The organism is Saccharopolyspora oryzae (assembly GCF_027853915.1).
In the GTDB taxonomy this organism is placed as follows: Bacteria; Actinomycetota; Actinomycetes; order Mycobacteriales; family Pseudonocardiaceae; genus Saccharopolyspora; species Saccharopolyspora oryzae.
This window is the reverse complement of the sequence record NZ_JAQGLA010000067.1, coordinates 1-19,881: the sequence shown is the minus strand read 5'-3', so window position 1 is coordinate 19,881 and position 19,881 is coordinate 1. Positions and strand designations below refer to the sequence as shown.

General features: G+C 69.2%; 20 protein-coding genes. 9 read left to right on the top strand and 11 right to left on the bottom strand.

What is annotated here, in order from left to right; all coding sequences use genetic code 11:
- Positions 1–4: 4 nt before the first annotated feature.
- On the top strand, positions 5–1,402 hold the full coding sequence (locus OU415_RS28635) for a mycothione reductase (protein ID WP_270952450.1): 1,398 nt from the start codon (positions 5–7) through the stop codon (positions 1,400–1,402).
- 154 nt (positions 1,403–1,556) lie between these two features.
- Positions 1,557–2,897: an NADP-specific glutamate dehydrogenase gene (gene gdhA, locus OU415_RS28630; RefSeq protein WP_270952449.1), complete on the top strand. Its 1,341-nt coding sequence runs from the start codon at positions 1,557–1,559 to the stop codon at positions 2,895–2,897.
- An 84-nt stretch (positions 2,898–2,981) separates the two neighbouring features.
- On the opposite strand, the gene OU415_RS28625 is transcribed toward gdhA, so the two are convergent.
- Entirely contained in the window at positions 2,982–4,244 is a 1,263-nt protein-coding gene (locus tag OU415_RS28625) for a CynX/NimT family MFS transporter (RefSeq protein ID WP_270952448.1), read from the bottom strand.
- An 88-nt stretch (positions 4,245–4,332) separates the two neighbouring features.
- Here OU415_RS28625 and OU415_RS28620 point away from each other — a divergent pair, with 88 nt between their 5' ends.
- On the top strand, positions 4,333–5,040 hold the full coding sequence (locus OU415_RS28620; RefSeq protein ID WP_270952447.1) for a FadR/GntR family transcriptional regulator: 708 nt from the start codon (positions 4,333–4,335) through the stop codon (positions 5,038–5,040).
- A gap of 181 nt (positions 5,041–5,221) precedes the next feature.
- Here the strand turns inward: OU415_RS28620 and OU415_RS28615 are convergent, their stop codons facing one another.
- Together OU415_RS28615 and OU415_RS28610 are read right to left on the bottom strand one after the other, a co-directional pair.
- Positions 5,222–5,464, bottom strand: coding sequence for a type II toxin-antitoxin system Phd/YefM family antitoxin (locus OU415_RS28615; protein WP_270952446.1), 243 nt, complete (start codon positions 5,462–5,464; stop codon positions 5,222–5,224).
- Between the two features lie 51 nt (positions 5,465–5,515).
- A complete protein-coding gene (locus tag OU415_RS28610) occupies positions 5,516–7,036 on the bottom strand; it encodes a cobyric acid synthase (protein ID WP_270952445.1) in 1,521 nt (506 codons plus the stop codon).
- Between the two features lie 116 nt (positions 7,037–7,152).
- Here OU415_RS28610 and OU415_RS28605 point away from each other — a divergent pair, with 116 nt between their 5' ends.
- Genes OU415_RS28605 through OU415_RS28590 form a run of 4 tightly spaced genes read left to right on the top strand, consistent with a single transcriptional unit; the run spans position 7,153 to position 9,651 of the window.
- Positions 7,153–7,587, top strand: coding sequence for a YbaB/EbfC family nucleoid-associated protein (locus OU415_RS28605; RefSeq protein ID WP_270952442.1), 435 nt, complete (start codon positions 7,153–7,155; stop codon positions 7,585–7,587).
- Complete coding sequence (locus OU415_RS28600) at positions 7,584–7,901, top strand: type VII secretion target (protein ID WP_270952441.1); 318 nt, start codon at positions 7,584–7,586, stop codon at positions 7,899–7,901. The genes OU415_RS28605 and OU415_RS28600 overlap by 4 nt, the downstream gene beginning before the upstream one ends.
- Positions 7,885–8,994: a WXG100 family type VII secretion target gene (locus OU415_RS28595; RefSeq protein ID WP_270952440.1), complete on the top strand. Its 1,110-nt coding sequence runs from the start codon at positions 7,885–7,887 to the stop codon at positions 8,992–8,994. The genes OU415_RS28600 and OU415_RS28595 overlap by 17 nt, the downstream gene beginning before the upstream one ends.
- Before the next feature lie 9 nt (positions 8,995–9,003).
- Positions 9,004–9,651, top strand: coding sequence for a DUF6346 domain-containing protein (locus OU415_RS28590; RefSeq protein WP_270952439.1), 648 nt, complete (start codon positions 9,004–9,006; stop codon positions 9,649–9,651).
- 97 nt (positions 9,652–9,748) lie between these two features.
- On the opposite strand, the gene map is transcribed toward OU415_RS28590, so the two are convergent.
- The 8 genes from map to dxr all read right to left on the bottom strand — a co-directional run bounded on the left by map (position 9,749) and on the right by dxr (position 18,722).
- Positions 9,749–10,606: a type I methionyl aminopeptidase gene (map, locus tag OU415_RS28585; RefSeq protein ID WP_270952437.1), complete on the bottom strand. Its 858-nt coding sequence runs from the start codon at positions 10,604–10,606 to the stop codon at positions 9,749–9,751.
- A gap of 89 nt (positions 10,607–10,695) precedes the next feature.
- Entirely contained in the window at positions 10,696–11,091 is a 396-nt protein-coding gene (locus tag OU415_RS28580; RefSeq protein ID WP_270952435.1) for a type II toxin-antitoxin system VapC family toxin, read from the bottom strand.
- Positions 11,088–11,360, bottom strand: a complete 273-nt coding sequence (locus OU415_RS28575; RefSeq protein WP_270952434.1) for a type II toxin-antitoxin system Phd/YefM family antitoxin — start codon at positions 11,358–11,360, stop codon at positions 11,088–11,090. The genes OU415_RS28580 and OU415_RS28575 overlap by 4 nt, the downstream gene beginning before the upstream one ends.
- Positions 11,361–11,631: 271 nt before the next feature.
- The gene (locus tag OU415_RS28570) at positions 11,632–13,419 is read right to left on the bottom strand and encodes a penicillin-binding transpeptidase domain-containing protein (protein WP_270952432.1); all 1,788 of its coding nucleotides are present in this window, start codon (positions 13,417–13,419) and stop codon (positions 11,632–11,634) included.
- Between the two features lie 232 nt (positions 13,420–13,651).
- Complete coding sequence (locus OU415_RS28565) at positions 13,652–14,488, bottom strand: GNAT family N-acetyltransferase (RefSeq protein WP_270952476.1); 837 nt, start codon at positions 14,486–14,488, stop codon at positions 13,652–13,654.
- Between the two features lie 192 nt (positions 14,489–14,680).
- Positions 14,681–15,829 carry a flavodoxin-dependent (E)-4-hydroxy-3-methylbut-2-enyl-diphosphate synthase gene (gene ispG / locus OU415_RS28560; RefSeq protein ID WP_270952430.1) on the bottom strand — a complete coding sequence of 383 codons (1,149 nt, stop codon included), beginning with the start codon at positions 15,827–15,829 and terminating at the stop codon, positions 14,681–14,683.
- 367 nt (positions 15,830–16,196) lie between these two features.
- The gene (locus OU415_RS28555; protein WP_270952429.1) at positions 16,197–17,480 is read right to left on the bottom strand and encodes a M50 family metallopeptidase; all 1,284 of its coding nucleotides are present in this window, start codon (positions 17,478–17,480) and stop codon (positions 16,197–16,199) included.
- A 3-nt stretch (positions 17,481–17,483) separates the two neighbouring features.
- On the bottom strand, positions 17,484–18,722 hold the full coding sequence (dxr, locus tag OU415_RS28550; RefSeq protein WP_270952428.1) for a 1-deoxy-D-xylulose-5-phosphate reductoisomerase: 1,239 nt from the start codon (positions 18,720–18,722) through the stop codon (positions 17,484–17,486).
- 99 nt (positions 18,723–18,821) lie between these two features.
- On the opposite strand from dxr, the gene OU415_RS28545 reads away from it, so the two are divergent.
- Positions 18,822–19,094, top strand: coding sequence for a GlsB/YeaQ/YmgE family stress response membrane protein (locus OU415_RS28545; RefSeq protein WP_270952427.1), 273 nt, complete (start codon positions 18,822–18,824; stop codon positions 19,092–19,094).
- A 185-nt stretch (positions 19,095–19,279) separates the two neighbouring features.
- On the top strand, positions 19,280–19,564 hold the full coding sequence (locus OU415_RS28540; protein ID WP_270952425.1) for a DUF2631 domain-containing protein: 285 nt from the start codon (positions 19,280–19,282) through the stop codon (positions 19,562–19,564).
- The last annotated feature ends 317 nt before the right edge of the window (positions 19,565–19,881 follow it).

Sequence of the window (19,881 nt, the reverse complement as noted above, 5' to 3'; positions counted from 1 at the left end):
ACCAGTGCGGCATTACGACCTAGTGATCATCGGTTCCGGTTCCGGCAACTCGATCCTCGACGACCGGTTCGCCGACTGGGACGTCGCCATCGTCGAGAAGGGCATCGGCCCCAACGACGCCTACGGCGGCACCTGCCTGAACGTCGGCTGCATCCCGACGAAGATGTTCGTGCACACCGCGGACATCGCCGGCGCCCCCGGCAGCGGCAGGAAGCTCGGCGTCGACCTGGAGCTGCAGGGCGTGCGCTGGGCCGAGATCCGGGACCGGATCTTCGGCCGGATCGACCCGATCTCCGCGGGCGGTCGCCGCTACCGCGCCGAGGAGAACGAGAACGTCACCCTGTACCAGGGCCAGGCCCGGTTCACCGGCGTCAAGCAGCTGACCGTGCAGACCGCGGGCGGTCCGGAGACGATCACCGCGGACCGGTTCGTGGTGGCCGCCGGCGGGCGCCCGGCGATCCCGGAGATCCCCGGCCTCGACCAGGTCGACTTCCACACCAGCGACACCGTGATGCGGCTCGACCGGCTGCCCCGCCGGATGATCATCATGGGCACCGGGTTCATCGGCGCCGAGTTCGCGCACGTGTTCTCCGCGCTCGGCGTCGAGGTCACCATGATCGGCCGCTCCGGCCGGGTGCTGCGCAGCGAGGACACCGACGTCTCGGCCCGGTTCACCGAGATCGCCGACCGGAGCTGGGACCTGCGGCTCCACCGCAAGGAGATCTCCGTCGAGCAGGACGGCGAACTGGTCCGCCTGCACCTGGAGGGCCCGGACGGCGCCGAAGCGGTCGAGGCCGAAGCACTGCTGATCGCGGTCGGCCGGGTGCCCAACACCGACCTGCTCGACGCCGCCGGCGGCGGTCTGGAGCTCACCGACGGCGGCAAGATCAAGGTCGACGCGACCCAGCGGACCTCGGTCGACGGCGTGTGGGCGCTGGGCGACATCAGCTCCGACTACGAGCTCAAGCACGTCGCCAACCACGAGATGCGCGTCGTGCAGCACAACCTGCTGCACCCGGCGGAACCGATCGAGTCCGACCACCGGTTCGTCCCGCACGCGGTGTTCTCCTCGCCGCAGATCGCCTCGGTCGGCCTGACCGAGCAGCAGGCGCAGGAGCGCGGCGTCGAGTACGTGACCTCCACCCAGGACTACGCGGGCATCGCCTACGGCTGGGCGATGGAGGACACCACCGGCTTCGCCAAGCTGCTCGCCGACCCGAACACCGGGCAGCTGCTCGGCGCGCACATCATCGGCCCGCAGGCTCCGACGCTGATCCAGCCGCTGATCCAGGCGATGGAGTTCGGGCTGGACGCCCGCCGCATGGCCCGCGGCCAGTACTGGATCCACCCGGGCATGCCCGAACTGGTGGAGAACGCGCTGCTCAACCTGCCGCTGAACTGATCATCCGGACGCACCGCGCGGATTCCGCCACCCGCGTGGTGTGTCCGGCATCATCTTGATCCGTTCCAGATGCGGGGGTGTGCTGTAGCGAAAGTTGTGCTCTGGCCCTGGGGGTGCAACTCGATCCTGTGGCGCCGAACGAAGGAGTACCCCCGTGCTTCACGAACGTCTCGAGCCGGTCTACGACAACGTGGTCCAGCGCAACCGCGGCGAAACCGAGTTCCACCAGGCCGTCCGCGAGGTGCTGGAGAGCATCGGACCGGTTATCGACAAGCACCCCGAGTACGCCGAGCAGAAGATCATCGAGCGGATCTGCGAGCCGGAGCGCCAGATCACCTTCCGCGTGCCGTGGGAGGACGACAGCGGCGAGGTGCACATCAACCGCGGCTTCCGGGTCGAGTTCAACAGCGCCCTCGGACCGTACAAGGGCGGCCTGCGCTTCCACCCGTCGGTGTACCAGGGCATCGTGAAGTTCCTCGGCTTCGAGCAGATCTTCAAGAACGCCCTCACCGGGCTGCCCATCGGCGGCGGCAAGGGCGGCGCCGACTTCGACCCCAAGGGCCGCTCGGACCGCGAGATCATGCGGTTCTGCCAGAGCTTCATGACCGAGCTGCACCGGCACATCGGTGAGTACACCGACGTGCCGGCCGGTGACATCGGCGTCGGCGGCCGCGAGGTCGGCTACCTGTTCGGCCAGTACAAGCGGATCACCAACCGCTACGAGTCCGGCGTGCTGACCGGCAAGCACCTGTCCTTCGGCGGCGCCCGCGTCCGCACCGAGGCGACCGGCTACGGCTGCGCCTTCTTCGTGCAGGAGATGCTGGCGGCGCGCGGCGAGTCCTTCGAGGGCAAGCAGGTCGTGGTCTCCGGCTCCGGCAACGTCGCGATCTACACGATGGAGAAGGTCCACCAGCTCGGCGGCACCGTGGTCGCCTGCTCGGACTCCTCCGGTTACGTGCACGACGAGAACGGCATCGACGTCGAGCTGGTCAAGCAGCTCAAGGAGGTCGAGCGGACCCGGATCAGCGCCTACGTGGAGCGGCGGCCGGGCGCTAAGTTCGTCGCCGACCGCAGCGTCTGGGAGGTTCCCTGCCAGGTCGCGATGCCCTCGGCCACCCAGAACGAGCTCGACGCCGACGACGCCGCGACCTTGATCGCCAACGGCTGCGTGGCGGTCGGCGAGGGCGCGAACATGCCGACCACCCCGGACGCGGTGCGCAGCTTCCAGGAGGCGGGCGTCGCCTTCGGCCCCGGCAAGGCGGCGAACGCAGGTGGCGTGGCGACCTCGGCGCTGGAGATGCAGCAGAACGCGTCCCGCGCGAGCTGGAGCTTCGAGTTCACCGAGCAGCGCCTCGAGCAGATCATGAAGGACGTCCACGCACGCTGCTACGCCACGGCGGAGGAGTACGGCATGCCCGGCAACTACGTCGCCGGAGCCAACATCAACGGCTTCACCAACGTCGCAGACGCCATGCTCCGCCTCGGCTTGATCTGACGCCAGTGCCTTTCTGACGAGCCAGTTCGAAACTCGAAGGGCCCCTCCTACCAGTGGCAGGAGGGGCCCTTCGGGGTTCTGGGGTCAGACGTGGCGGGGGCGGCCCGCGATGACTCCGAAGACCGACTGGATCGCGACGATCGCCACCAGGACCGTCAGCGAGGCCGACCACGCGCCGGTCACGTCGTGCAGGACGCCGAACAGGAACGGCCCGAACGACGCGATCAGGTAGCCGATGCTCTGCGACATCGCCGACAGCGAGCCGGTGTCGGCGGCGTTGGCCGTGCGCAGCGAGATGAGCACCAGCGCCAGCGGGAACGCGCTCATGCCGATGCCGATCAGCAGCGCCCACACCACCGGCATGGTCAGCGGCGCGAGCAGCAGCCCGAGCAGGCCGGTGATGGTCAGCGCCGCCAGCCCGATCGCCCAGCCGGACTGGCTGCGCGTCTTGGTCACCAGCGGCGGCAGGATCATGTTGATCGGCACGCCGACCAGCAGCAACAGGCCGAGCAGCATGCCCGCGGTGGTGCCGTCGATCCCGACGCCCTTGAACACCTCGGGCAGCCAGCCCATCACGACGTAGGCGACCAGCGACTGCAGCGCGAAGTACCCGGTGATCACCCACGCCAGCGGGCTGCGCATCAGCGAGCGCCGCGGCCCGGACGACGCCGTCACCTGGCGCCCCGACGAGCGGCGCGCGGTCGCCGGAACCCACACGCACAGCGCGGCCAGCGCCACCACTGCCCAGGTCGCCAGCGCGAGCCGCCAGCTGCCGGTGGCCGAGTTCAAGTACGGCGTCAGCGCGGATCCGGTCGAGCCGCCGGCGGCCATCGCAGTCGTGTAGAGCGCGGTCGCCATCCCGACGCGGGTCGGGAACGACTCCTTGACCACCACCGGGATCAGCACGTTGCACATCGCGATCGCCGCGCACACCAGCACGGTCCCGCCGAGCACGGTCCACGTGCCGCCGACGGTCCGCAGCAGCATCGCGGCGGTCAGCACGGCCAGCGAGAGGCCGACGACCTTGTTGATGCCCATCCGCCGCGCCAGCAGCGGAGCACCGATGCCCGCCACGCCGAAGCACAGCGTGGGCACGGACGTCACGATGCTCGCCCAGGTGCTGGACGCGCCGAGCGAGTCCCGCACCTCACCGAGCACCGACGCCAGGCTCGTGACCGCGGGGCGCATGTTCGCCGCCGCGAGGGCCACACCGGCGAGCAGCAGGCCGCCGCCGGCCACCGCGAGGTGCCGGTTCGGTTCGACCGTTTCCGCGGCACCGTCGTTCTCGCGCGTGAGCGCGTCCGGGTGCACGTCGGCGGGGCGTCGGGTGGCATCCTGATCAGCCACGTGGTCGGGGGCAGGCTGGGTTCGTGACTCGGTGGACATCACGGACTAGTATGTCAAACGTAGGATGTTTGGACGAAAGGACCTGTCAGTGCCTTTGGTCACCGCCAAGCGGACCGGGCTGGTCGATCAGGTCATCGCCCAGATCCGCGAACTCGTGACGTCCGGGGAATGGCCGCTGGGCGAGAAGATCCCGCCGGAGGCCGAGTTGGTGGCAGCCCTCGGCGTCGGGCGCAACACCGTCCGCGAAGCGGTGCGCGCGCTCTCCCACGCGGGGTTGCTCGAGGTCCGGCAGGGCGATGGCACGTTCGTGCGCGCGACCAACGAGATCTCCGGCGCCGTCCGCAAGCTGTGCGGACCCGAGCTGCAGCAGGTCCTGGAGGTGCGGCGAGCGCTGGAGGTCGAGGGCGCGCGGCTGGCCGCCCGGGCGCGCACCGAGGGCGACCTGCGGGAGATGTCGGACTGCCTCAGCCAGCGGGACGCCGCCGTGCAGGACCGGGACAGCGCAGCGGTCATCACCACCGACGCCGAGTTCCACCGGCGCCTGGTCGCGGCCTCGCACAACCCGGTGCTGATCTCGCTCTACGCCGGGATCCACGAGGCGGTGACCTCCAGCGTGGCGACCACCTTCAACCCGGAGATCCCGCCGGAGCAGCACGTCTCGCACACGGCACTGCTCACCGCGGTGCGCGACGGCGACCCGCGGCGAGCAGCGGAAGAAGCGGGCGGGTTCCTGGACGAGCTGCTCGCCCAGATGAGCCCAGAGAATCTGTCGGCGAAGCCGTCCGCGCCTGAGTAAGCGGCGGCAGCCGCTTGGGCCACCCCAGCAAAGCAACCATTGGCGGGTTCTGAGTGGTTTCCTGGCGAGGACGGCCCCTCCGCCGTGTATCGGGCATACATCAGGAGGGGCACCCGCAGTCCAGGGAAGCACTCAGGTTCCGCTAAGCGACCACCCGAGCAAGACGACCACCAACAGGCATTCAGGCCGAGGGGTCCGGCCAGTAGTCGGTCCCGACGTCGAAGGCCTCCGCACCGGCGGGCACGACCCAGGAAGCTGCGATCACGCCGGCGGCGAAGCCGCCACCTGATCGGCCTTGCGCCGGCACCAGCTGGACCGACGGCGCGCCGAACCGGGTGATCACGATTTCCTCCCCGGACTCGGCGCGGTCCAGGAGCTCGACCAACCGCTCGCGGGCTTCGTCAACGCTGAACTCGGCAGCCATGCCGACGACGTTACCCGCGTCACACCGGAAAGGCCCGGATCCGCCGCGGTGTCAGTTCAGACCGTGGCGAACCGTCGGCAGCCCGGCGGGCACTCCCCCGTCCAGCAACCGGCGCAGGGCATCGGTGTCCAGGTGCTTCTCCACCAGGTCGCCGAGCAGGTCGAGCTGTCCGGCGCGGATGTCGGCGAACACCGTGTCGTCGGCCGGTTCGAAGCCGTCCCGCCCAGAACGCCGCGCCGCCCAGCGCAGGAACGCGCGCCGGAAGGCGTCGTTCTCGAACAGCCCGTGCCAGTGCGTGCCGAGCACGGATTCGGCGATCCCGCCCTCTGGCTGCCCGTCCGACGTGGTGACCAGCGGCTCGAGGTCGCCGCGGCGGCGAGGTGCGCCGTGGTGGATCTCGTAGCCCGAAACAGGTTCGCCGAACGCGTTCCCGCTGGGCCTCGCCAGCGTTTTCCGGATCTCGAACTCGATCTCCACGTCCAGCAGCCCGAGTCCGTCGACCGCGCCGGAGCCCGATTCGACCTCGTCGTGGATGCGCCGGGTCAGCATCTGGAAGCCGCCGCAGATCCCGGCCACCGGCAGCCCCGCGCGGGCGTGCGCGAGGATCGCGTCGGCCAGTCCGCTGCTGCGCAGCCAGGCCAGATCGGCGACGGTGGACTTGGATCCGGGCAGCACCACCAGGTCCGCGTCGGCCAGCCGGGAGGGCTCGGTGACGAACCGGACCGAAACACCCGGCTCGGCGGCCAGCGCTTCGACGTCCGTGGCGTTGGAGATCCGCGGCAACCGCGGGACCGCGACCCGCAACCACTGCTCACCGCGCGGAGGAGCGGGCCGTCCGACCACCCCGTCCGCGGCGTAGGACAGCGAGTCCTCGGCGTCCAGCCACAGGTCCTCGGCCCACGGCAGCACACCGTGCACCGGACGTCCGGTCAACGCCCGCAGCTGGTCCAGCCCGGGTTCCAGCAGCGCCGGATCCCCCCGGAACTTGTTGATCACGAACCCGCCGATCAGCGCCTGATCGGCCGCGTCCAGCAGCGCGAGAGTGCCGAAGAGCTGCGCGAACACGCCACCCCGGTCGATGTCGCCGACCACCAGCGCCGGCAATCCAGCGGCCTGCGCCAGCCCCATGTTCGCGATGTCGTTGGCCCGCAGGTTGATCTCGGCGGGCGAACCGGCCCCCTCGCAGATGACGTGGTCGAACTCGGCCCGCAGTTCCTCCAATGTGGACACGACGGTGTCCAGCAGCGCGGCCTTGCGAGCCCGGTACGACATCGCGGTCACCTCACCGGAAACCCGCCCGAGCACGACGACCTGCGAACTGCGATCGCTACCCGGCTTGAGCAGCACGGGGTTGAACCGCACGGAGGGCTCGAGCCCGCACGCCGCGGCCTGCACGGCCTGAGCCCGCCCGATCTCGCCGCCATCAGCGGTGACGACGGAGTTGTTGGACATGTTCTGCGCCTTGAACGGAGCAACCCGAGCCCCGCTCCGGGCCAACCACCGGCAAATCCCAGCGGTGACAACGCTCTTCCCGGCATCAGAAGTGGTCCCAGCCACCAACAACGCATTCACGAGTATTTCCTACCTGATCGCCCCAATTGCCCGCGCAAATGTCCGCGAAGTCGCATAATTCCGGAAGCACTCCTCTACCCTTCCCGCAACGCCCGGGCACGTCGAGTAGGGGAACGATGCATCCAGACGATTGGCTGACCCAGTACAACACCAAGCTGCAGCAGCTCAAGGAGGACACCGACCGCGCGAAGTCGGAACTGTCGCAACTCGGCGCCACCACGACGTCCCGCGACGGCCAGATCACGGTCCGGGTCAACAGCAGCGGTGCGCTGGAGGACATCGAGTTCAGCCGCGACTTCCCGCACCCCAAGCCCGACCAGGTCGCGGCGACGATCATGGAATGCGTCCGCCAGGCCCAGCGCCAGGCAGCGGGCCAGATGGTCGAGGTCATGCAGCAGTTCGTCGGTGACGGCACGGCGCTGGACTTCGTCAAGAGCAGCCTCCCGCACGGTTACACCGGCGACGGGACCGACCCGGACGAGGCTCCGAAGCGCCCGGCCCAACCCGACGAGGACGACGACTACGACAACGGCGGGAGCTTCCTGCGATGAGCGACGGCTTCAAGGCCGACGTGCCGGTGATCAAGGAGCACAGCAACCAGGTCCGGGGCTTCGCCGACCGCGTGAACGCAGCGCACGGCGCAGCTCAAACGACGATGGACAGCAACGCCTTCGGCATCTTCGGCCAATTCCTGGCGATGCAGTGCACCGCCCAGGGCGAAATCACCAAATCCGCCATCGAGACCGGCGGAAAAGCGCTGGAAGCGATCAAAACCGCGCTGGACGAGACCGCAGCCGAGTACGAGCGGACCGACCAGGAGAACAGCGACTTCATCAAGGGGGTGACCGTTGAGTTCGGAAAGTGATCTCGTCGTCACGGCCGACGAATCCTCGAAGGAATCCGAGGCGAAGGGGACCGCCAACCCCGCCAGCGGTGCCGGCGGCGTCGAGAACGTCATCGGCACCGTCCAGTCGATCCAGAACGGCGACTGGGACTCCGCAGGTCTGAACGCCCTCGGCGCCGGCGTCGATGCGGTGGGCCTCGCCGCGGATCCGCTCGCCACCCTGGCCAGCTGGGGTGTCGGCTGGCTGATGGAGAACGTCTCGTTCCTGCGGGAGCCGTTCGACGCGCTGATGGGCAACCCGGATGCCATCAGCGGCATGGCGAGCACCTGGGAGAACATCGGCAAGGAACTCAAGGAAACCGGCAAGGAGTACGGCCAATCCGCGGCGGGCACCACTGCGTGGGAGGGCAAGGCCGGAGACGCCTACCGCACCCTCGGCGAGGACACCGCCAAGACCATCGACGCGCTCGGTGAGGCCTGCAACGGCATGAAGGCCGCCGTGGACGGCGCGGGGGTCGTGGTCGGGGCCGTGCGCGGAATCGTCCGCGACCTCATCGCCGGGGCCATCGGCGAGATCATCTCCATCGTCCTCAAGTGGGGTGCCGCGGCCGTGGCCACCGCGGGCATCGCCGCTGGCGGGATGATCGCCGAAGCCGTCCAGACCGCGATCACCTGGGCGGGCAAGATCAAGGGCTGGATGGACAAGCTCGCCGACGTCCTGAAGAACCTGTCCAACGTCCTGAACAAGCTCGGCTCCGCCGGGCAGTCGCTCAAGACGAAGGTCGACGACTTCTTCAGCGGCCTCGCCAACGCGCCGAGCGCCAGCGTCGTCAACCCCAACGCCCAGAAGGCCGTCACCGGTCAAGGCGTGAAGGAGCTCGGGGAGGGCCTGCAGGGCTCGACGACCGGTCGGCTCAAAGACGCCTGGGCAGGTTTCAAGGCGGGCGGCGCCGAGTACAAGCCGTGGGCGCAGGGCGACCTCCTGCAGAAGCCGACCATCGACATGGGCCCGGACGGCGGTCGCGCGAAGACCACCTACGAGGTGGCCAAGGGTGCGGCCGCGCTGGACGACGGCAAGGACCTCGCCGCGGAGAACCAAGAGGAACAGAAGTAGGCGGTCGGAGTGTGGAAGTCGGACAACATCGCCATCCGGCTGGCGAAGATGCTCGGCGGGTTCGTCGTCGTGGCCACCATCGTCCTGTCGTGGTTGACGATCGTCTTCTCGTTCCCGGAGAAGCACGACCGCCCGAACGGCACGGCCTACGTGCAGTCCTGCGAGGACACCGGGCCGATCACGCGCCGCGGCTTCGGGCACAACTGGAGCTGCACGGCCACGATCCGGGACGACAAGACGGGGAACACCTGGACCCAGACCCTGGACATGAACTTCTTCTCACCCGATGACATCGGCAAGGAGAAGCGGCTGACCTGGGGTTACGGCGGCGGCCGCAGCAACATCAACACGGAGAAGCGGACGTACACCCCGGCGGAGGGCTACTCCACCGGTTTCACCACGACGATCTCCGTCGTTTCGTTCATCGTCCTGCTGCCGCCCGCGCTCTGGATGTTGGCCACATCCGTCGTGTGGAGCTTCTCCCAGGCCGAGCAGCGCAAGTTCTGGGAGAAGATCCACGGCACCCCGGAAGAACGAGCCGCGAAGAAGCGGAAGGAACTGGCGGAGCGCGAAGCCCGCCAGGCGTCGCGGCAGCGGTACGCCGCGATCAAGGAAGCCCGCCGCAAGGCGAAGGAAGAACGCCGGTCCAGCCGCTAGCGGACCAGCTGGAACTGCCCGGGTGCGCCACCGTTCGGTGGCCCACCCGGGCAGTTCCGGTTCAAGCCGAGGAGGACGAGCGCTCCTCCCCCGACGATCAGGGCAGCGTCAGGATCTCGTTGCCGTCTTCGGTGATCAGGATCGTGTGCTCGAACTGGGCCGTCCAGCTCTTGTCCTTGGTGGTGACCGTCCAGCCGTCGTCCCACATGTCGTACTCGTGGGTGCCGAGGGTGATCATCGGCTCGATGGTGAAGGTCATGCCCGGTTCGAGGACGGTCTGCACCGACGGCTCGTCGTAGTGCAGGATCACCAGTCCGCTGTGGAAGGAGCGGCCGATGCCGTGGCCGGTGAAGTCGCGGACCACGCCGTAGCCGAAGCGCTTGGCGTAGGACTCGATGACGCGGCCGATCACGTTGAGCTGGCGGCCGGGCTTGGCCGCCTTGATGCCGCGCATCAGGGCCTCGTGGGTGCGCTCGACCAGCAGGCGCACCTCTTCGGAGACCTCGCCCGCCATGAAGGTCGCGTTGGTGTCGCCGTGCACGCCGCCGACGAAGCCGGTCACGTCGACGTTGACGATGTCGCCTTCCTCGATGACCGTCGAGTCCGGGATGCCGTGGCAGATCACCTCGTTGAGCGAGGTGCAGGAGGACTTGGGGAAGCCCCGGTAGCCGAGCGTCGACGGGTACACGCCGTGGTCGCAGAAGAACTCGTGCACGACCGCGTCGACCTGGTCGGTGGTCGCGCCGGGCTGCACCGCCTTGCCCGCTTCGACCAGCGCCTGCGCGGCGAGCTTGCCAGCGACCCGCATCGCTTCGATGACCTCGGGCGGCTGCACGTCGGGGTCGGTGCCGCGCTTGGGGGCCGGCTTGTCGACGTACTCGGGACGCTCGATGTGCGCGGGGACTGGGCGGCGAGGCGTCTGCACGCCTGGCTGCAACGGAGCTCGAACCGGCATGTCCCCCACTCTAACCGCGCTGCTGGCGCCGAACTCCGGGCGGTGACCGCCGGATCACCCGCTCCGGCGGTGCGGCTGGGGCTGCCCGGTCAGTTCGCGCCTGGTGATGCGGTGGCCAGTCCCGCTTCCTCCGCCGCGGCCAGCAGGGCCGGGTCGTAGGAGAGATAGGCCACCAGGCCGTCCTTGATCTTGCAGGCCGAGGCCAGGTGGATCGCGTCGACCGGACCGACCCCGGCCTGCAGCTCGCTCGCCGCGTCCAGCACGTCCTGCTTGACCGGCAGGTGGTCGATCTTGGAGATGATGATCGAGGCCAGGTCCACCGCGTGCGGGCCGATCTCGCGGAAGGTCCGCAGCACGTCGACCTTGGACAGCGCGCTGGTGACCCTGGGGTGCTCCCAGCGCTCGCGCACCCACTGGCTCAGCGCTTTGCTCTCCGGTTCGGGGGCGATGAGCTTGATCAGCGCGGAGGAATCGAAGTAGATCAAAACCGCTCCTGTTCACGTCTGCGCAGCAGCCGGTCGGAGACGCTCGGGGTCGGCGCCGCGGGCAACGGGTCGGGCAGCTCGCCGCCATCGCCGGGCACCAGCTCCCCGGCCGCGACGAGCTCGTCGTACAGGGCTTGGTCACGAGTGGGCGGAGCAAGCACCGCGACGGTGCGGCCCCGGTCGGTGACCAGGATCGACTCGCCGGCGGCGACTCGTCTCAGGTACCGGCTGGCGTTCTGCCGCAGTTCGCGCACGCCGATCCGCTCCATGCGCTACAAAGTAGCACGTCGATCACCACCGGTGATCACCCGAACACGTGAAGCGATCTCAACACCTGCTTTTGATCTTTTGCTTTGATTCGCCGCCAGGCGAATAGCCCACCCTCGCAACCGGCACCGCCGCGGGTTCTCAGCGTTCGCCTGGCGAGGACGGCCCGACTGCCGTGTATTGGCATACATAAAGTCGGGCACCCGCAGTCCAGGCGGGCGCTGAGGTTCCGCCACCCGCACCGCCACGCAAAACGAGTTCAAAGACAGGAAATCAGCTCGCCGCGAGGAACCGCTTGGCCGCGTCGACCGCTGGGACGGACTTGCCCGCGTCGGTGACCAGCACCGCGAACGCCAGGTCGCCGCGGTAGCCGACGAACCAGCCGTGCGAGTGGGTGCCGTCGCCGAACTGGGCGGTCCCGGTCTTGCCCCGCACCTCACCGGAGTTGGCCAGCCCGGTCGCGGTTCCCTCGGTGACGACCTCGCGCATCATGCTCCGGAGCTGGTCGAGGGCCTGCGGCGACGGCGGCTGCGGGGTGTCGCTGGCCTTGGTCGGCATGCCCTCGATCAGCGTGGGCACCGGCATCCGGCCGTTGGCCACCGACGCGGTCACCAGCGCCATGCCGAACGGGCTGGCCAGCACCGTGCCCTGGCCGATGCCGTTCTCCGCGCGCTGCACCACGCTGTCGCCCGGCGGCACCTTGCCGGTGATGGTCGTCGCGCCCGGCATGTCGAAGTCCACGCCGAGGCCGTACTGGTGCGCGGTGTCGGTCAGCGCCTGCGCGGGCAGGTCGACCGCGAGCTGCGCGAACGTGGTGTTGCAGGACTTGGCGAAGGCCATGTGCAGCGGCACCCTGCCGAGGTCGAACTCGTCGTCGTTGGGCAGCACCCGGCCGTCGAAGACCTTCTTGCCGGGGCAGTCCACCGGGGTGTCGCGGTTGACCTTGCCCGCTTCCAGCCCGGCGGTCGCGGTGACCATCTTGAACGTCGAGCCGGGCGGGTACTGCCCGGACAGCGCCACCGGCCCTTCCGCGTCGGCGGCGGCGTTCTGCGCGACCGCGAGCACCTCACCGCTGGAGGGCTGCACGGCGACCAGCATCGACGCCTGCGGGATCTGGTCGATCGCCTGCTCGGCGGCCCGCTGGGTGCGGTCGCCGAGGGTCACGGTCATCGGCGGGACCGGCTTCTCGGCGACGCTGTGCAGCTCGGCGGCCTCGTTGCCCGCCTGGTCGACCGCGACGACCCGCCAACCCGCGTTGGCCTCGACCTGCTCGTCGGCCTTGCGGGCCACCCCGGCCAGCACCTGCGAGGCGTAGCCGCGGTCGCTGGCCACCAGCCGCGTCTTCGCCGGGAAGCTCACCCCGGGCAGCTCGTAGATCTGCGACTTGACCTTCTCGTAGTCGCCCTGCCGGAGGGTGACCACCGCGTACGGCTGGTCCTTCGGCGTCTTGCCGACGCCGTCCATGATCGTTTGCTGGGTGATCTCCGGTTCGATGGTGCTCAGCGCGCTCGCCAGCGAGGCGGCCACCTTCGGCACGTCCCCGGCGTCCTTCGCGGTCAGGCTGACCGTGACCAGCTGCTCCGGTCGCATCACCTCGGTGCCGTCGCGGTCGCGCACCGGCGCCGGGTCGGGGCGCTGCTCGCGGAACGCCAGGCTCTGGCCCGGCCCGAGCTTCGGGTGCAGCGCGCTCGGCGCCCAGCGGACCTTCCAGCCCTGCTCGCCCTCGACCAGCCCGAACTCGCCGGGGTACTCCCAGACCTTGCCCGCGCCGAAGTCCCAGGACATGTCGAACTTCGCGGTCGGCACGCCCTGCGGATCGTCGGCGACGCCCTGGACCGTCGCGTGCGCGGCCTGCGGGGACAGGTTGCGGTGCAGCGCCTCGAGCGCCTGCTTCGCCTGCCCGGGGTTGTCGGTCTGGTCGGCCGCACCCGCCGCGTCGCCGGCCGCCACGGCGTTCACGAAGGACGTGGCGACGTCCTCCTCGGACGGCCCGGTGCTGCAGGACGCCAACGGCACCAGCAGCAGAGCGGCGAGCCCGGCGAAGATCCGCGTGGAAACCATGTCCGCGAGTATGCCGAAACCCCCTGAAAGGTCCACCCTCTTTTCCACCGGGCTCCGAGGTGGGGATCAGGTCCGGATCGGGCACCAACGACGCCGGTCAAAGGCGTCCGGCGCGCAGATGTCGATCATGTCCGGACGGTCGCCGGGGACGGCCTCCGGCGGTCGGGGCGGTGAAAGATCCCACGATCTTCACCCCATCGTGTTCACCGCTCCACAGTGGACAAACCGCAGGTCAGAGCAGGACCGTGCTGAACGAGCCGATGCGGCGGAAGCCGACCTTCTCGTAGGCCAGCCGCGCGGCGACGTTGTAGTCGTTGACGTACAGGCTCGCGGTCCGACCGAGGCCGCGCACCAAGCGGTCGGCGACCGCAGCAGTACCGGCGGTGCCCAGCCCGGTGCTGCGCCGGTCCGGGTGCACCCAGACTCCCTGGATCTGGCCGACGGTCCGCGACAGCGCGCCGATCTCGGCCTTGAACACGACTTCGCCGTCCTCGAAGCGGGCGAACGCCCGGCCGCTGTTGATCAGGTCCGCCACCCGAGCCCGGTAGCTCGCCGCCCCGCCGTCGCTGCACGGATCCACGCCCACCTCTTCGGTGAACATCGCGATCGCCGCGGGCAGGTAGGTCTCCAGCTCGTTCAGCCGGACCTGGCGCACCAGCGGGTCCGGCACGACGTGCGGCGCCTCCGCCAGCACCATCAGCGGCTGGTCGGCGCGGATCTCCCTCGCCGGTCCCCACTGCGCGGCGACCTCGTCCCACAGCGCCAGCACCTGCTCGGACGGACCGACCAGCGAGGAGCACATCCGGCGGCGGCGCAGCGCCCGGTCGGCGAAAGCGCGCATCGCGTCCGGTCCGCCGCGCAGCGGGATCAGGTTCGCGCCCGAGAAGCACATGCCGGTCAGCTTGCTGCCATAACCCCAGAGCTCACCGCCGAGGCGCAGCGGGTGGACGCCCGCCTCCTCGACGCGCGCGGCGACCATGCAGGCCGCGACCGGAGCGGAGTCCAGCACGGAACGGACCAGCACCGAGTCCCGTTCCTCCAACAGCCGTGCACCGGCGAGCTTGAGCACCCGCCAAGACTGCCAGAAACGCGGGCTGCGCAACTCCCCTGGCGGCGGGGCACCACACCCGTAGATCTCGCGCTCACCCATTCGGACTAGCCCGGTGGGCGGAAAAGCTCGACACCCGGTCGTCCTGACGCACAGCGCTCATGACGCAGCCGATCGGCCGCCCCCGAACCGGGGACGGCCGATCTCGCGAACTCAACCGACCGAGACGGTCGGAGCGTCACCGTCGACGGGCTCCATGTCCTCGGCGATGCGCATGGCCTCTTCGATCAGCGTCTCGACGATCTTGTGCTCGGGCACGGTCTTGATGACCTCGCCCTTGACGAAGATCTGGCCCTTGCCGTTGCCCGACGCCACGCCCAGGTCCGCCTCGCGGGCCTCGCCCGGCCCGTTGACGACGCAGCCCATCACCGCGACGCGCAGCGGGACCTCCATGCCCTCCAGGCCGGCGGTCACCTCGTCGGCGAGCTTGTAGACGTCGACCTGCGCGCGACCGCAGGACGGGCAGGAGACGATCTCCAGCTTGCGCGGGCGCAGGTTCAGCGACTGCAGGATCTGCGCGCCGACCTTGATCTCCTCCACCGGCGGCGCGGACAGCGAGACCCGGATGGTGTCGCCGATGCCCTGCCGCAGCAGCGCGCCGAAGGCGACCGCGGACTTGATCGTGCCCTGGAACGCCGGACCGGCCTCGGTCACACCGAGGTGCAGCGGGTAGTCGCACTGCTCGGCCAGGATCTCGTAGGCGCGCACCATCACGACCGGGTCGTTGTGCTTCACCGAGATCTTCAGGTCGTGGAAGTCGTGTTCGGCGAACAGGCTCGCCTCCCACAGCGCCGACTCGGCCAGCGCCTCCGGGGTGGCCTTGCCGTGCTTCTGCATCAGCCGCGGGTCCAGCGAGCCGGCGTTGACGCCGATCCGGATCGGCGTGCCGTGGTCCTTGGCGGCCTGCGCGATCTCCTTGACCTTGTCGTCGAACTTCTTGATGTTGCCCGGGTTCACCCGCACCGCGGCGCAGCCGGCCTCGATCGCCGCGAAGACGTACTTCGGCTGGAAGTGGATGTCGGCGATGACGGGGATCTTGGACTTCTGCGCGATCGCGGGCAGCGCCTCGGCGTCGTCCGCGCTCGGGCAGGCCACCCGCACGATGTCGCAGCCGGCCGCGGTGAGCTCCGCGATCTGCTGCAGCGTGCTGTTGATGTCCGCGGTGACGGTCGTGGTCATGCTCTGCACGGAGATGGGGGACTCGCTGCCCACTCCGACCGCCCCGACCTGCAACTGCCTGGTCTTGCGCCGCTCCGCGAGCACCGGAGCAGGGGCCGCGGGCATGCCCAGATCGACGGTCATCGAAACCTCTCCACCTCTTCTGGTGTTCTTCCGGCGGCTGCCACCGCCTGCGCACCACGATACCGGCGAGCCTTCATCCGGCTGGACGTCGTGGGGGGTACGCCAGATCACGTTGGGTGATCGTTTCGGTCGGGCAAGGCCGCGTTCAGCCCAGCGACACCCCTCGCTCGTCACCTGTTCGCGCAAGTCCGGGGGCCTCCGACCGAAACTCGATCACCCCCGCTGAGCGACCTTCTGCCCCACCGCACGCGCTCGCCCATCCGGGCCCAATCGCCCCCCTCCCGGACGCGAAAAAGGTCCCGTGAGTCTTTTGGGCCGTCATAGCAGCCCAAAAGACTCACGGGACCTGACCAGCTGTAACGCCGCGCTAGAAGAGCTTGACCGGGTTCACCACGTCGGCGACTAGGACCAGCAGCGAGTACGCGATGAACACCAGGCTGATCGCGTAGGCCAGCGGCATCAGCCGCGCCGTGTCGAATGGGCCCGGGTCCGGGCGCCGCACCAGCTTGGCGAAGCCGCGCCGGATCGACTCCCACAGCGCACCCGCGATGTGACCGCCGTCCAGCGGCAGCAGCGGCAGCATGTTGAACACGAACAGCGAGAGGTTCACCCCGGCCAGCAGGTTGAACATCAGCATGATCCGGGCGTCCACGCCGATGTTGTCCGAGGCCAGCACCTCGCCGCCCAACCGGCTGGCACCGACGATGCCGACCGGCGAGTCCGCGTGCCGCTCGCCGCCGAAGATGGCCGACACCAGGTCCGGCACCCGCTGCGGCAGCTCGATGACCTTCTGCGCGGTGAGGCTGACGAACCCGCCGATGGTGCTGACCACGCCACCGATGTCCTGCTTGACCAGCACCTGCGTCGGGGTCAGCCCGAGGAAGCCGACCGTCTCGTACTCGCTGGTCGAGTTCAGCTTCGGCATCTGGTTCTGCATCAGGCTCGGGGTCAGCGTGACCTGCTGCCCCTGGCGCTCGACGACCACCGGCACCGGCCCGGTCGACTGGCGGATGGCCAGCTGCAGGTCTTCCCAGGTGGTGTAGGGCTTGCCGTTGAACTCGAGGATCCGGTCGCCGGGGAGGAACCCGGCCTCCGCGGCCGGGGAGGGCTTCGCGCCTGCCGGGCAGACGTCCTTGTTCGGCGCGTCGGCGGGCAGCACGCACTCGCTGACCGAGGCGACCGTGGTGGTCGCGGTCATGATGCCGTGGCCCATCAGGATCGCGGCGAAGATGCCGACCGCCAGGATGAGGTTCATCACCGGCCCGGCCATCATCACGATGATCCGCTTCCAGGGGCTGCGCTGGTAGAACTGCCGGTGCGCGTCCTCGGGGGTGATCTCCTCGGCGGACATCTGCCGGGCGTCCTCGATCATCGCCCGGATCGGGGTGGAGGAGACGGTGCGCCCGTACTCCTCGTCCTTCTTCGGCGGGAACATCCCGATCATCCGGATGTAGCCGCCGAACGGGATCAGCTTGACGCCGTACTCGGTGTCGCCCTTCTTGCGCGACCAGATGGTGCGGCCGAAGCCGACCATGTACTGGGTGACCTTGACCCCGAACAGCTTCGCGGCCGCCAGGTGGCCCAGCTCGTGCCACGCGATGGAGAACAGCAGCCCGAAGAAGAAGATCAGGATGCCAACGACGACCAGCATCTACTACTCCGCCTTCCCTGCGGCCACCAGTTCGTTGGCCTTGGCCCGCGCCCAGTCCTCGGCCGCGAAGACCTCGTCCAAGCTCGCCGGCTCGGACCGCCACTGGTCGGCCCCGGCGAGCACATCACCCACAGTCTGCACGATTCCGGTGAACCCGAGTCGGCCTCGCACGAAAGCCGCCAGCGCTTCTTCGTTGGCCGCGTTGTAGATCGCGGGCAGGCACCCGCCGCCGGAACCGGCCGCGCGAGCCAGCTCGATCGCCGGGAACGCCTCGTCGTCGACCGGTTCGAAGGTCCACTCCTGCGCCTTCGAGAAGTCCAGCGCGGGGGCGGCCCCGGGCACCCGGCGCGGCCACTCCAGGCTCATCGCGATCGGGATCCGCATGTTCGGCGGGCTGGCCTGGGCGATCGTCGAACCGTCCACGTAGGTGACCATCGAGTGCACGATGGACTGCGGGTGGACGGTCACGTCGATGCGGTCGTAGCCGATGCCGAACAGCAGGTGCGCCTCGATCAGCTCCAGGCCCTTGTTCACCAGGGTCGCCGAGTTGATGGTCACCACGTTGCCCATCGACCAGGTCGGGTGCGCGAGCGCCTGCTGCACCGTGACGTCGACCAGCTCTTCGCGCTTGCGGCCGCGGAAGGGCCCGCCGGAGGCGGTCAGCACCAGCTTCTCGACGGAGTCGGGATCGGCGCCGAGCAGGCACTGAGCCAGCGCGGAGTGCTCGGAGTCGACCGGCACGATCTGCCCGGGCTTGGCCTTGTCCAGCACCAGCGAACCGCCCGCGACCAGCGATTCCTTGTTCGCCAGCGCCAGCTGGGAGCCGGTCTCCAGCGCGGCCAGGGTGGGCTTGAGGCCCCGGGAGCCGTCGATGCCGTTGATGATCACGTCGGCGGGGACGGACTCGATGAGGTCGGTCGCCACGTCCGGCCCGGTCCGCACGTCCGGCATCTCGGAGAGCAGACCCCGCGACTCGGCGTGGTGCCGGATGGCGAGCTGGACGCCCTCGACTTCGCTCTCCTTGGCCACCCCGACGTTCGGGACCTGGAACTCCATCGCTTGCGCGGCCAGGCCGAGCGGATCGCTGCCGCTCGCGGCCAGGCCCACGACCCGGAACCGGTCCGGGTTCTCCCGGATCACGTCCAGTGCCTGTTTGCCAATGGACCCGGTCGAGCCGAGCACCAGGACGGTGCGGGGGCCGGGCGCGCTCTGTTTCGGGGTGTCGGCGTGCATCACCGCCATTGTCCCCGAAGGAGCGAGGGGGAGGTCGCTCGCGGTGCACAAATCACGATCGGGGGTCACGATCAGGAGCATCGGTCGCGGCACCGGAGGAGGTCGGTCATGGGAATCATCGGATGGATCGTTCTCGGTCTCGTCGTGGGCGCGCTGGCCAAGGCGATCATGCCCGGCAAGGACGGCGGCGGGATCCTCGTCACCATGCTGCTCGGAGTGGTCGGCGCCTTCGTCGGCGGCCTGATCGGCAACTGGATCTTCGGCGTGGGCATCGACCGGTTCTGGTCCCTGAGCACCTGGATCCTGGCCGTCGTGGGATCGCTGATCGTGCTGGGCGTTTACCGGGCGATCGTCGGCCGCAAGGCGGTATCGCGAGGCTGATCACACCGGGGGGTGTTGCGGAAGGCGCTTCCGCAACACCCTTTTCGCTGCTCGCGGGTAGATGGGCGGGCGCCGGGGCATCGATGGCGTGTGCGAAGATGGGCGTGTGGATCGCCGATCGGCGGTTCGCACTTCGAGCATCATCTTCCGGTCCGGGCGGCCGGGCGTGGCACCAGGAGGGGAACGTGGCGAGCACCGAGCTGGAGAAGAAGCCCAGCCAGGCCGTCGACCCGGCCGAAGAGCCGTCGGCCGAGTGGGGCTGGCACGGCGGGTTCCCGAAGGCGACCCAGTTCGCCGGTTGGTTCTCCGTCTTCGCGTGCCTGGTCATGCTGATCGGCAACCACCAGGGCATCCTCAGCGGCGGCGACCACTTCAAGACCGAGGACTACTTCCTGGTCATCACCGCGATCGTCCTGGTCATCGGACTGCTGGTGGACCTGCGCCGCAAGAAGACCGCCTGGCGCGGCTGACCCCAAGAGCACGAGAACGCCGCTTCCGGAATCCCGGAGGCGGCGTTCTTCGTTCTCGGGGGCGGTGAACCTCCCGGCCCCCGCGGTCCGTGCTGGTGGTGTCGTGAGTGCGCAACCGCGCCCACCCGCACTCACGACACCAAAACTTCGAGGTCCCACACTCCGGCCCTGACCTCGGTCTTGAGCTTGCCTTTGATTCGCCGCGAGGCGAATAACCCACCCTGGCAACCGGCACCGTCGCGGGTTCTCAGACGTCGCCTGGCGAGGACAGCCCGTTTGCCGTGTATTGGCATACATAAAAACGGGATCCCGCAGCC

Bases quoted from the DNA above. Each gene is read 5' to 3' on its own strand.
- OU415_RS28545 (WP_270952427.1), top strand. From the start codon at position 18,822: ATGGGAATCATCGGATGGATCGTTCTCGGTCTCGTCGTGGGCGCGCTG.
- OU415_RS28615 (WP_270952446.1), bottom strand. From the start codon at position 5,464: ATGGCTGCCGAGTTCAGCGTTGACGAAGCCCGCGAGCGGTTGGTCGAG.
- OU415_RS28605 (WP_270952442.1), top strand. From the start codon at position 7,153: ATGCATCCAGACGATTGGCTGACCCAGTACAACACCAAGCTGCAGCAG.
- ispG (WP_270952430.1), bottom strand. From the start codon at position 15,829: ATGACCGTCGATCTGGGCATGCCCGCGGCCCCTGCTCCGGTGCTCGCG.
- OU415_RS28570 (WP_270952432.1), bottom strand. From the start codon at position 13,419: ATGGTTTCCACGCGGATCTTCGCCGGGCTCGCCGCTCTGCTGCTGGTG.
- OU415_RS28575 (WP_270952434.1), bottom strand. From the start codon at position 11,360: ATGGAGCGGATCGGCGTGCGCGAACTGCGGCAGAACGCCAGCCGGTAC.
- map (WP_270952437.1), bottom strand. From the start codon at position 10,606: ATGCCGGTTCGAGCTCCGTTGCAGCCAGGCGTGCAGACGCCTCGCCGC.
- OU415_RS28600 (WP_270952441.1), top strand. From the start codon at position 7,584: ATGAGCGACGGCTTCAAGGCCGACGTGCCGGTGATCAAGGAGCACAGC.
- OU415_RS28555 (WP_270952429.1), bottom strand. From the start codon at position 17,480: ATGCTGGTCGTCGTTGGCATCCTGATCTTCTTCTTCGGGCTGCTGTTC.
- dxr (WP_270952428.1), bottom strand. From the start codon at position 18,722: ATGGCGGTGATGCACGCCGACACCCCGAAACAGAGCGCGCCCGGCCCC.